At 65.2% G+C, this 12,269-nt stretch carries 10 protein-coding genes; 1 reads left to right on the top strand and 9 read right to left on the bottom strand.

Annotated elements, in window-relative coordinates:
- Nucleotides 1-171 precede the first annotated feature (171 nt).
- From ACFWF1_RS03685 to ACFWF1_RS03725, 9 genes are all read right to left on the bottom strand, one after another.
- Nucleotides 172-888, bottom strand: a complete 717-nt coding sequence (locus tag ACFWF1_RS03685; protein WP_379283033.1) for a sterol desaturase family protein — start codon at nt 886-888, stop codon at nt 172-174.
- 23 nt (nt 889-911) lie between these two features.
- Entirely contained in the window at nt 912-1,634 is a 723-nt protein-coding gene (locus ACFWF1_RS03690; protein ID WP_379283032.1) for a FadR/GntR family transcriptional regulator, read from the bottom strand.
- A gap of 89 nt (nt 1,635-1,723) precedes the next feature.
- Nucleotides 1,724-2,959 (bottom strand): MFS transporter, encoded by a 1,236-nt coding sequence (locus ACFWF1_RS03695; protein WP_379283031.1) that lies wholly within the window; start codon nt 2,957-2,959, stop codon nt 1,724-1,726.
- A gap of 3 nt (nt 2,960-2,962) precedes the next feature.
- Nucleotides 2,963-3,625, bottom strand: a complete 663-nt coding sequence (locus tag ACFWF1_RS03700) for a hypothetical protein (RefSeq protein ID WP_379283030.1) — start codon at nt 3,623-3,625, stop codon at nt 2,963-2,965.
- Nucleotides 3,622-5,292 (bottom strand): ABC transporter family substrate-binding protein, encoded by a 1,671-nt coding sequence (locus ACFWF1_RS03705; protein ID WP_379283029.1) that lies wholly within the window; start codon nt 5,290-5,292, stop codon nt 3,622-3,624. Before ACFWF1_RS03705 ends, ACFWF1_RS03700 begins: the two co-directional genes overlap by 4 nt.
- A gap of 35 nt (nt 5,293-5,327) precedes the next feature.
- Nucleotides 5,328-7,019, bottom strand: coding sequence for an ABC transporter family substrate-binding protein (locus ACFWF1_RS03710; RefSeq protein WP_379283027.1), 1,692 nt, complete (start codon nt 7,017-7,019; stop codon nt 5,328-5,330).
- A 74-nt stretch (nt 7,020-7,093) separates the two neighbouring features.
- On the bottom strand, nt 7,094-8,974 hold the full coding sequence (locus ACFWF1_RS03715; protein WP_379283026.1) for an ABC transporter ATP-binding protein: 1,881 nt from the start codon (nt 8,972-8,974) through the stop codon (nt 7,094-7,096).
- Complete coding sequence (locus tag ACFWF1_RS03720) at nt 8,971-9,891, bottom strand: ABC transporter permease (RefSeq protein ID WP_379283025.1); 921 nt, start codon at nt 9,889-9,891, stop codon at nt 8,971-8,973. The genes ACFWF1_RS03715 and ACFWF1_RS03720 overlap by 4 nt, the downstream gene beginning before the upstream one ends.
- The gene (locus ACFWF1_RS03725; RefSeq protein WP_379283024.1) at nt 9,888-10,865 is read right to left on the bottom strand and encodes an ABC transporter permease; all 978 of its coding nucleotides are present in this window, start codon (nt 10,863-10,865) and stop codon (nt 9,888-9,890) included. Before ACFWF1_RS03725 ends, ACFWF1_RS03720 begins: the two co-directional genes overlap by 4 nt.
- Nucleotides 10,866-11,062: 197 nt before the next feature.
- Here ACFWF1_RS03725 and ACFWF1_RS03730 point away from each other — a divergent pair, with 197 nt between their 5' ends.
- A complete protein-coding gene (locus tag ACFWF1_RS03730; protein WP_379283023.1) occupies nt 11,063-12,196 on the top strand; it encodes a hypothetical protein in 1,134 nt (377 codons plus the stop codon).
- Nucleotides 12,197-12,269: the final 73 nt, after the last annotated feature.

Raw genomic sequence — 12,269 nt, forward strand, 5'->3', positions numbered from 1 at the left:
ACCATACCCCCCTAGGGTACTTCGTCAAGACGGGGTTTCGCGGAGATCGGCGTGCGCCTGGTCACAGCCGGACGAACGGGCTGGTGGGGGCCATCGCGGGACGATCGAGGGCATGAAAAAAGCCGTCGCCCTGGGGGATCAGGGCGACGGCTAGTGCTGGCGGCGATCGGGTCAGCCGGCGTGCAGCTTGCGCGCCGTGGGTGAGGCTTCGGTGTCGGCCGGGTCTGGATGGGTGCCGAAGAGGCGGTCGGCGGTGCCGGAAGTGGTGACGGTGAACCAGTAGTGCTCGTTCTTGTAGTGATGGTGGCGGTGGTTGCGCCAAACCGCCCGGTAGAGCGAGCCTTTCGGCTTGTAGTCGGTATGGATGAGGTAGTGGGTCCACTCGTAGCCGAAGCCGAGGATCGTGATGGTGAGCAGGAAGGTCAGGCCGAGGCCGAGGCGCGGGAAAGCGAAGCTGGCCAGCGCGATCAGGACAACCACCAGCACCGACAGCGTCTTGGTCGGGATGAAGATCAGCGGGATATCGCGCGGATCGACATGGTGTTCGCGATGTTTACGCGCCAGCTCACTATCGATCGGGATGGGGCCGAGTTGCCGTGGCCGCCAGTGCAATACGGTGACGTGCACGATCCATTCGAAGACCGGGAACACCGCGAGCATCGCCGCGGGCACCAGCGCGTCGGTCAACTGCCAGTCGCCGACCAGGATTCGGCCGATGAGCGCCGCGATCAGGGTGAGGCCGATGAGCCATGGCGAGGGATGGCGCAGGAACTCGCGGAACGCCGCGTCGAGCGTGAGGCCGCGGCGCAGTGCCCGTTCGTCGTTGCGCACTCGCGCGCGAGCGTTCGCCTCGACCGAATCCGGCTCGGAGGACGTGGATTTCGTCATGGTGTTTCCTAGGTGAAGCGTGATCAGTGTCCGCCGAGGACCTCGATCAGTGCGGTGGTCGCCGGTTCGAGCAACGCCCGAGCGATATCGGCGGCCTCTTGCGGCCGGCCCGCCACAATGGCGGCGGTCAATTCGCGATAGGCTTCGACGTTGCCCACCTCGGCGGACATGATCGGGGCCAGCGCCGCGAGCGCTGGTTCATAGGCGGCGCGCAACATGTTGAACATCAGCCGGAACACGATCGAGTCGGCCGCGTCGACGACGTGATCCCAGAACTCCATCGCATGCCGCTGCTGTGCCACCGGATCCTGTTCCACGGCAAGCGCTTCCACGCTCCCCGTCAACGCGGCACCGACCGTCGCGGAATCCGTCGCACCGAGCCGGACGGCGGCGAGCTCGGCCACCTTCGGCCCGTTGTGCAGCCGCGCCTCCAAAATGCTGCGCGCCACACCGGGATCCAACTCTCCGGCCTGTACCAGCAACCGAGGCAAAACCTCCAGTCCAGCCCCCCGCCGATAGTCCAGCACGGTCGTCGCGTCCCCTTGCCGCACCGCGACCAACCCCGCCGCCGCCAGCCGCTGCAACGCCTCCCGCACCGCAGGCCGGGACACCCCCAACGCCTCCGCCAACTGTCGCTCACTGGGCAATGTCGCCCCCGGCGCCAACTCCCCACTCAGCACATCCGCCGCGATCTGCTCGAAAACATCTCCCGACACCGACCGCTTGACCACAGGTTGCAACGCCATACCCTCACTGTGCGCCCAAATAGGTCAGGAGGTCAAGTGGTCAGACCAATTCGATCCATGGCACTCTCGCGTTCGCCGCCGCCACTGGTCTAAGAGCGGGTGGGCCAGGTTCGCCACGGCAGCAACAGCGAGCTGCTCAACAGGGCGACGGCTGCGCAGCCGATCGCGAAACGGACGCTCGTGACGGTGGCCAAGACACCGCCGAGAGCGATGAAGGCGGGCTGACAGCTGCGAGCGCTGATGGACCACGCGATGCCGACCCGCGCCATGTATTCGTCGTCCGTCGCGCGCATCCGGAACGTGGTGAACACCGGGTTGAATACACCGGCGCAGAACAGCAACGCGGTCTCCGCGGCGACGATGATGACGAGTCCGAGGACGCCCGGCCCGGCGAATACCAGGAAGCCCATCCAACAGGTACGTAGCACCCCGAAGCCGAGTAGGACGGTGCGTTCGCCGAAACGTGTGATCAGTCGGCTCGTCAGCAGCGACCCGACGATGCCGCCGAAGCACGGAATGCCGAGCGCCACTCCGTACTGCCAAGGCGCGAGGTGCAGATCGCGCAGCATGAGAATCGCCAGCAGCGGACCGGCGAGCCGGATCGCGCCACCGAAGACCATCGCGTTCCAGAACAGCGCGTGCAGCGTGCGATGCCGAAAGATGTACGCCCATCCAGCACGGATGTCGGTCATCCAGTGCCGCTCGGCCTGCGCGACCGGAGGTGGCGGCTCGGGTCGCTCCAGCGAGCGAATCCCCCACGCGGACAACAAGAAACTGACGGCATCGAGCAGTACGGTGGCGCCCGCGCCGAACACCCCGATCAGCACGCCGCCGATCGGCGCGCCGAGACCGGCGACGGTCCAGGCGGTCGTCTCGAATCTGCTGTTCGCGGTAGTCAACATCGGTCCTGGCACCAGCGCTTTGAGATGCGCACCGCTGGCTGCGCTGAAGACCATGGTGCCGAGCGCCTGAGCGGTGGCCACAACGCACAACTGCCCATAACTGGGCACCCCGAACACCATCGCCGCCGGGACGGTCGCCAGCGTCGCGAAGCACAGGAGATCCGAGCCGATCAGCACCGGACGTTTGCGGCGGAACTCGACAAAGGGCCCGAGCGGCAACGCGATGGCCGCGCTGACCACGGCCGAGAGCGCCGCGAGCAGCGAGACTCGAAAGTCGGACGCGCCAAGCACAATGATCGCGATCAACGGCAATGCGCCGGTGCTGAGCGAACTTCCGAGCTGACTGACCGTGAACGCGGCCCACAGTCGATGAAAGTCTTTGGGGAGCTTCGGTTCCGCCGTCAGGGTGGACCGGGCGATCACTGCTCAGCTCGGGTCGGAGCCACGAATGGCGGAGAGCCAGAGGGCGGTGGCTGCGGCAACGGAGGTGGCGGCGAGGAAGGTCGTGAAACCGCCGCTGTCGACATAAATCCACATTAGGGCCGCGAATGGGGCGGCGACGGTGGATTGCGCATCGAGCAGTAGACGTCGATGCGTACGAGTCGCGGTGGTGGTGAGTGCGGGGCCATCCGGGTCAGGGCGGGACGGGTTGTCGATGAGTCGCCCTGGCGGTTCCGTGCTGCGGATGCGGCCGGATGGATAGAGGCGATGACCCGCCACGTGGATTGTCCGGTCCGTGAGCTCAGCCCGCGTCTCGGTCATGCTCATCAATGCCGAGTCGAAATAGACCGGGAGCCAACGAGGTCGCCCGGTCCCGCTTATCTCCAGCCACGACCGGCTGACCAGCCGATGCTGCTGACGAATCCGCGAAACCCCCACGGTACGTACCGATCCCGAGGGCCAGAACGCGAGCAGCCCATGCGCAACAGCGATCCGGTAACCCGAGTATCCGACGATCCCCAGCCCCACCGTAGCCAACGCCGCCACCTGGTCCACATCGCCGAACGGCGCCCAGGCGAGGCATACCGCCAGGGCGCCGATCGTCACGCTGATCGGATAGGCCAGGGGGTGGCCCGATCCGAAACTCACTTCAGAAAGCCAACTTTGGTGTAGTCGGCTGAGGCGAGGCCGAACGCGCCGTAGTTGGCGAGGTTGTCGCGGACGGCGTAGGTTCCCGACGCCTGTTGCAGCGGAACAGAATAGCCCTCGGCCCAGATCATCTGGTCACACTTGTTGGCCAGCTCGATGGCCTTCTGCGGATCGAGTTCCGCGACCGTCTGCTCGATCAGCGCATTCAGCTCCGGCGAACCGATCCGAGCTTTGTTGCCCTGCAGGTTGTTCGGGTCATAGGCGTAGATCTGCGGCAGCGCGCCGAGCGGGAGAACGCTACCGCTCCAGCTGAACTGGGCGATATCGAAGTTGCCCGGATCGATGACGTTCTTGAACAGTCCACTCCCAGGCACCGTCTGGATGGTCAGCTTCACGCCGACCTTCGCCAGATTCTGCTGCACGATCTGCGCGGTCTGCACCCACAGGTCCTGCTGGTACATCACATCGCGGAGTTCGAGCTTGCGCCCGTCCTTCTCCCGTACATCACCATTGAGCTTCCAGCCCAGCTCGTCCAGCATCCGCGCGGCCGCGTCGGGGTCGTACGCGATCGGCGCCGCGTTGTCCTGGTAGCCCTTCTGACCCGCCACGAAGATATGATTGTTGAGTGGCTTCGGGTTGTCGACCACGCCGTTCTGCGCGGCGGTGACCACACCCTGCCGGTCGATCGCCTTCGAGATCGCCACGCGCAGTTTAGGATCCTCGAGCAGCGCGCCGGGCGCGCCGTTGAAGGTCAGGTGCGACCAGCTCGGCTCTGGCGTGCGCCTGATAACGACGTTCTTGGCATTGCGTGCGGCGGTGACATTCTCGATGCCGGACATATAGGCGTAGTCGAGTTCGTTGTTCTGCACCGCAGGCAGCGTCGCCGTGCTGTCGAGCACGCTGAAAGTAATCCGGTCCAGCTTCGGCGTCGGACCCCACCACTTAGGATTGCGGCCGAGGGTGATCCGATTCTGGCTGCGGTCGATCTCGGTGATCACGAACGGACCTGCGCTGGCGGTCAGGCTGTTGCGGTCGCGATCGTTGAACGCCTCAGGGGTAGCCGTGGTTTCCTTCGGATAGAGGATTCCGAACTGGCCTTTCCATTCGGCATAGGGCTTGTTGAACGTGACGATCGCCTGGTGATCGTCTATCCCACGCTCGACCTTCTCGACGCGGTCGAAACCACTGGTGGACGACACGAGGAACCGATTGTCCCGGCCGCTCTGCGCGGCGGCCTGCGAGCGCAGATCCTCCCAGGTGATCGGCGAACCGTCGGACCACACGGCCTTCGGATTTATCGTGTAAGTCACCTGCTGCGGGCTGGTATTCGTCAGCTGCACATCGGTGAAGTAATTGTGGTCGACAGAAAGGTCACCGGCGGCGTCACTGACGAACGGCGACGGCATCAACGGCGTGACAATGGTCGCCACGTCCTCGATGCCGCCGTCGACGTGCAGGTAGTTGAACGTTTCCGGGAATGAGGTCAGCGACAGGCGCAGATTGCCGCCGTCGCGTAGTTCGCTGGGATCCTTCGGATTGATGTCGTTTGTGCTGCCGACCGTGCTAGTGCCCGGCGTCACGCCGCCATTGTCGGCACAACCGGACACGATGAGCCCGATGGCGACGCACGGAATCGCGAACCGTGCGCCGAGGGAGCGAATCCTCATTCGGGACCTTCCTGTTCAAAAGCAACCGGAGACGTCTACTTCACGAAACCGATCTTGGTGTAGTCGTAGGAGGCAAGTCCTTCGGCGCCGAAGTTGGCGAGGTTGTCGCGCACCGCGACGGTTCCGGCGGACTGCACGATGGGCAGCGAGAAGCCTTCTTCGAAGATCATCCGATCGGCCTTGTTCGCCAGCTCGATCGCCTTCTGCGGATCGAGTTCGGAGATGACTTCCTCGATCAGGGCATTCAGCTCCGGGGTACCGATCTTGCCCTTGTTGCTCTGCGGCAAGGCGGGGTCGTAGGCGTAGATCTGCGGCAGCGCGCCCAGCGGAAGGGTGCCGCCCGACCAGGTGAACTGGACCATGTCGAAATTACCTGGATCGACGACATTGGTGAAAAGCCCGTTGCCAGGGACGGTTTGGATGAGGAGTTTGACGCCGACCTGCGCCAGGTTCTGCTGGGCGATCTGCGCCATCTGTACCCACGCGTCCTGCTGGTACATCACATCGCGGATCTCGAGCTTCCTGCCGTCTTTCTCGCGGACGTCACCGTTGAGCTTCCAACCCAATGCATCGAGTTCCTTGGCAGCCTGTTCCGGGTTGTAGGCGACAGCGGCGGCGTTGTCCTGAAAGCCCTTCTGGCCGTCCATGAAGATGTGGTTGTTCAACGCCTTGGGATTGGCCACGACCCCGTTCTGCGTCGCGGTGGCGATACCCTGCCGATCGATGGCCTTCGAGATCGCCACGCGCAGTTTGGGATCTTCGAGAATCGAGCCGGGCGCTCCGTTGAAGGTGAAGTGCGAGAAGCGAATGCCGGGGGCGCGTCGCACCTTGATGCCAGGCGAGTTGGTCGCGGTCTTCACCTCATCGATGCCGGACACGGTCGCGACATCGAGTTCGTTGTTCTGCAAGGCGTTGATGCGAGCCGAATAGTCGAGGACGCTGTAGGTGACGGTGTCCAGCTTCGGGGTGTCGCCCCACCATTTCGGGTTGCGGCCGAGCACGATTCGTTGCTGCGCCTTGTCGATCGAGGTGATCATGAACGGGCCGGACGACACCGGCAGGCTATTGCGATCGACGTCGTTGAACGCCTGCGGCGTAGCCAGCGAAGCCTTCGGATACAGCGGGTTGAACAGGCCCTGCCACTCTGCGTAGTGCTTACCGAAGGTGACGACCGCCTGCCGGTCGTCGACCCCGCGTTCGACCTTGTCGACTCGGCTGTAGCCCTGGGTGGCCGAGACCAGGAAATCAGGGTTACGGCCGCTCAGCGCCTCCGCTTGGGTCCGCAGGTCCTCCCAGGTGATCGGGCTGCCATCGGACCAGACGGCCTTCGGGTTGATCGTGTAGGTGATCTGCTGCGGATCCGTGCTGGTGAGCTTCACATCGGTGTAATAGTTGTGGTCGACGGACAGGTCGCCGGCCGCGTTCGAGGTGATGGTGCCCGGCATCGCCCAGGAAATCAGATCCGTGACCTCGCCGTCGGAGTCCACATGGTGCGCGTTGAAGGTCGCGGGGAAATTGGTGAGCGTGAGCCGCAGGTTCCCACCGTCTCGGAGCTCGCTCGCATCCTTCGGATTGATGTCGTTGACCGCGCCGATCGTGCTCGAGCTCGTTGCCGGATCACCCGACGAACCACACCCGGCCAGGATCAGCGCCAAAGCCACAGCTGGTGCGGCGCACCGAATACCGATGGCCCGGCCGATGCGGGCTTTCTTCGCGGTTGAGTTCACTTCACGAATCCGATCTTTGTGTAGTCGAAGGAATATCGGCCCTTGCTGGTCCGGAGCGGCATCGCAGTCCCCTTCTATCGGCTGACGGCAGGTACCGGCACGGCGTCGATCAAATCGCGCGTGTACTTGTGCCTAGGGTCGGCGAAAATCTGTTCCGCCGGACCGGATTCGACGATCTTGCCGCGCAACATCACCGCGATGTCGTGGGCTAGATTGCGCACCACGGACAGGTCGTGCGAGACGAACAGGTACGACAGCCCGCGCTCGATCTGCAGGTCGCGCAACAGGTTAAGCACACCGGCCTGGATTGAGACGTCCAGCGAGGACACCGGTTCGTCGAGAACAAGGATCTCCGGATCCAGTGCGAGCGCGCGGGCGATGCTGATGCGCTGCTTCTGCCCGCCCGAGAAATCGGCCGGATAGCGTTCGGCGTGATCGCGGCGCAGGCCGACCTGTTCGAGCAGTTCCGGCACCCGGTGGGCGATCTCTTCGCGCGAGCGGCCGTCGATGCGCATCGGCTCTGCCAGCGCGTCGAAGATCGGCAGGCGTGGGTCGAGCGACGCGGTCGGATCCTGGAAGACGATCTGCATCTTCCGGCGGATCTCCCGCTTCTGCGCCTTGGTCAGGGTCGCGACATCGCGGCCCATGATCTCGATCGTGCCTGACTCCGGTCGGACCAGGTCGAGGATCTGGCTGAGCGTGGTCGATTTCCCGGAACCGGACTCGCCGACCAAGGCCAGCGTGCGGCCTGCGCGCACCTCGAAGCTGATGCCGTCGACCGCGCGGATCTCCCCCTTGCGGCGTTTGAGAAGGATGCCCGAGGTGATCGGGAAGGTCTTCACCAGGTCCGAAACCCGAAGCACCACTTGATCACTGACCTCGGCCTCGGCCCTCGGCTCGGTGATCTCCTGCCGGTAGGCCTCGAACAGGTCGTCGATGCCGACCTCCGCGGTGCGGATGCAGGCGGCCGAGTGGCCGGGGTTGGTCTTCTCCAAGGGAGGCTCGGCGACCCGGCATTCATCGATCGAGATCGGGCAGCGCGGCGCGAACGAGCAGCCCGGCGGCAGTGCATGCATGGCTGGCGGCGCACCGATGATCGGGATCAGCGGCTGGCGGGGCGGGCGATCCATCCGCGGGATGGAGCCGAGGAGGCCCACCGTGTACGGCATCCGCGGTGCGGCGAAAAGCTCAGTGGTGGTGGCGGTTTCGACGATCTTTCCGGCGTACATGACCGCGACCCGGTCGGCCAGGGTGGCGGCGATACCCATGTCGTGGGTGATCATGATGACGCCCGCTCCGGTGATATCGCGCGCCTTGCGCAGCAGGTTCAGGATCTGCGCCTGCACCGTCACGTCGAGCGCGGTGGTCGGCTCGTCGCAGATGATTAGTGCGGGGTCGTTGGCGATCGCCATGGCGATGACCACGCGCTGGCGCATGCCGCCGGAGAACTCGTGTGGAAAAGCCTTGGCGCGCACCGCGGGTTCCGGGATGCCGACCAGGTCGAGCAGCTCGATCGCGCGGGCCGCAGCCTCGGACTTGCTCATCTTGCCGTGCGCCAGCAGGGCTTCGGCGATCTGCTCACCGACCCGGTACACCGGGGTCAGCGCCGAGAGCGGGTCCTGGAACACCATGCTGATAGAACTGCCACGCAGCCTGGACAATTCGCGATCACCGAGGCCGAGCAGTTCGCGTCCGCGCAACCGGATCGAGCCGCCGATCCTGGCTTGCTCGGGCAGCAGGCCGATCACCGCGAGCGAGGAGACCGACTTGCCGGAGCCGGACTCGCCGACGATGGCTAGCACTTCGCCGTCGGAGACGGTGTAGTTGACCCCGCGCACCGCCTCGATGCGACCCTCCTCGCTGGGGAAGGACACACGCAGGTCGGTGACCTCCAGCAGCGGTGCGGTGAAATTCTTTTCGACCACGACCTTCTCGATGGGGTCAGCGCTCGTCATACCTTCGCCTTCTTTTTCGAGCGCGCCCGCTTGGCGCTGGGATCGAACGCGTCGCGCAGTCCGTCACCGACCAGGTTGGCGCACAACACAACGGTGATCAGCAGGCCACCGGCGAACATGAACAGCCACGGATAGGTGGTCGCCGACTTGGTGCCCGCCGCGATGAGTGAGCCGAGCGAAACATCGGGCGGCTGCACACCGAAACCGAGGAAGCTGAGCCCGGTTTCGGCCATGATCGACGCGCCAACCGCGAGGGTGGTGTCGATGATCAGGATCGAGGCGATGTTCGGCAGGATGTGACTGAGGATGATGGTGCGGGTCGGCGCGCCCATATACCTTGCGGCCCGGACGAATTCGCGGTCGCGCAGGCTCAGCGTCAGGCCGCGCACAATGCGTGCGCTGATCATCCAGCCGAACACGCTGAGTAGCACGATCAGCAGCAAGATCGATCCACTGCCCTTAGTGCGGGGCGCGAACAGCGCGACGATGATGAAGCTCGGCACCACGAGCAGCAGATCGACCAGCCACATGATTGCGCGATCGGTCCAGCCGCCGAGTAGCCCGGCCGTCGCACCCGTGGTCGCGGCGATGGTGGTCGAGATGAGCGCGACGCACAGGCCGATCAGCAGCGATTTCTGCATGCCGCGCAGCGTCTGGGCGAGCACGTCCTGCCCGATCTGCGAGGTGCCGAAGGGATGCCTGCCACTAGGCGGCTGCAGCAGGGCGGTGTAATCGAGCTGCTGGTAGTCGTATTTCAGCAGCGGCGGCAATGCGTAGCTGGCGATGAAGAGCAGGATCAGGATCAACCCGCCGACCACCGCGGGCTTGTTGCGCAGGAACCGGCGCATAACCAACTTGCCGCGGCCTGCCGCAGCGGGCTCTGGTGCGCCCTGGACGATTATTTCGGCTTCAGTCACTGCACACGCACCCGGGGATCCAGAAGAGCCAGCACGACGTCGGAGAGCAGGCCGGACACCAGCACGACCAGTCCGGCGAACGCGGTCACCGTCACCACCGGGTACAGGTCCTGGGCGTTGATCGAATCGACCAGCCACTCACCGACGCCGTGCCAGCCGAAGATCTTCTCGGTGAACGTCGCGCCGGTGATCAGGCCGAGCAGGCTGTAGGCGAACAGCGTCGCCATCGGGATCAGCGCGGTGCGCAGGCCGTGCTTGTAGAGCGCCTTGCTGCGGGACAGGCCCTTGGCGCGGGCGGTGCGAATGAAATCGCTCTGCAACACGTCGAGCATGGCGTTGCGCTGATAGCGGCTGTAGCCCGCCATGCCGCCGAGGGCGAGACCGGCCGTCGGCAGCACCAGGTGCTGCACCCGGTCGAGCAGTTGCGGCCAGAATCCGTCGATCCGATTCGCCGAGGTCTCCCCGGTGTAGAGGAATATCTGCGACCCGGTGAGCGAATTGATTTCCAGCGCACCGTATTTCAAGAGTGTCGCAAGAAGGAACACCGGGGTGCTGAGCACGAGCAACGAGATGATCGTGGTGAAGTAGTCACTGAATTTGTACTGCCTGATCGCACCGGCCGCGCCGATCAGGACGCCGAGCACGGTGCCGATCAACGAACCGATGATCAGCAGTCGCAGACTCACCGCGACCCGGCGCGGCAGCTCCTCGCTCACCGGCTGCCCGGCCAGGGTTTTCCCGAAATCCCCTTGCGGTATCCCTTTCAACCAGGTGATATAGCGCTGCGGGATCGGGTCGTTGAGGTGTAACTCCTCAGCCTTGGCATCGATCACCGCCTGCGGCGGGCGCGGATTGCGTTGTTCCAGACTGTCCAGCGGGCGGAACGTCAGCGACGCCAAGCTGAAGGTCAGGAACGACGCCAGCAGCAACAGCACGACATAGTGAAGCGCGCGTCGTAGCAGGAAGCCGGTCATCAGTCCTCGTGGTCTTTCGGCTGGACGGACCAGCGTCGAGTATTAGCCCCTGATCATAAGGACGAAGACCCGGGCGCGCGTGTCACGCGGGGCTCGGGCATGTCCTTTATTCTTGCGGCACACGCGTACGCGGTCGGTTCGACGCGACACACTGCGCTTTTGCGAACGGCCGAGCGGACTGTCGGCGAGGGGGACACATGAGTTATCCGCAATATCCGGGTGGGTACAACCCGTATCCGGCGTATCCGCCTGGAATGCCGGCACCGAGCGGGGCCACCGCGATCACCGCCGGAGTGCTGGCCTGTGTCGGTGCGGTCACTGAATTGTTCGGCGGCGGAGTCAGTTTGGTGTTCGGGATCATCGGCGCGCGGCTCGGTGAATACGACACCACCGGGCTGTTTTCCGAGGGCTGGTTCCAGACCTGGGCCATCGCGTCCGGTGCGATCGGGCTGATAGCCGCGGTCCTGCTCGGGGTCGGTGCGGTCGCGATGTTCACCAGGAAGTCGTTCGGCCGGGTGCTCATTGTCGTCGGCTGCGTCGCGGTGATCGTCGTCGGCATCACGGGGACCGTGCTGGTCCACTCCGTCAACACCAACTCGGACAGCCTGAGCTCCCTCAGCGGCGGAATCGGCGGCCTGTTCGGCCTCATCTTCCCCGTCGCCACGGCAGTACTCGCCCTCCTGCCGATGACGGGCCGCTGGCTGGCACACACCCCGGTCGCCGCCGCCCCGCAGCCCTACGGCTACCCCTATCCACAGCCCGGCGCGCCTAGGCCGATGCAACCAGGTGCCGCCGGTCAGCTCGACGGGCCGCCACCAGCCGCATGGGGCCAGGCTGGACAGGTGCCCGCTGGTCAGGCCTCGTGGCAGCAGGCACCGCCGGTGCCGCCGACCGCCGGAAGCCCGCCTGCTCAGGCCTGGCAGCAAGCGACCACCGACGGGCCCGACAAGCGTTCGGCCGCACCACAACCCGCCTGGGGCGTACCCGCACAACCAGCTCCCTCGGCCTCGGATCAGGTCAGCGGAATTCCTCCAGTGCCACAGGCCGCTTGGGGTGTGCCCGCGCAGCCAGGTCTCTCGGTGCCGAATCAGCTCGACGGACTGCCTCCGGTGTCACAGGCCGCCTGGGGTGTGCCTGCGCAACCAGGTGCCGCGGGGCCGAATGATCGGGGTGCGTGGCCGCCGTCCGAGCCGCAAGCCTGGGGCGCACCCGCTGCCATCGGGCGCAACGATGAGACGGTTCTGCGGCCACCGCCTTCGGTCCCACCGTCCGCTCCTGCGGTCCCACCGCAGCCTGCGGATGACACTGTTTGGCGTCCGCCGCCTGCGTAGCCGGGAGCAATCCGCTGCCGCACGGCAGCCTGCCCGGCGCTTCGCTAGTCGGGGTCACGCCACCCTCGGCGCG

The sequence above is a fragment of the Nocardia sp. NPDC060255 genome (assembly GCF_042727395.1).
GTDB lineage: Bacteria > Actinomycetota > Actinomycetes > Mycobacteriales > Mycobacteriaceae > Nocardia.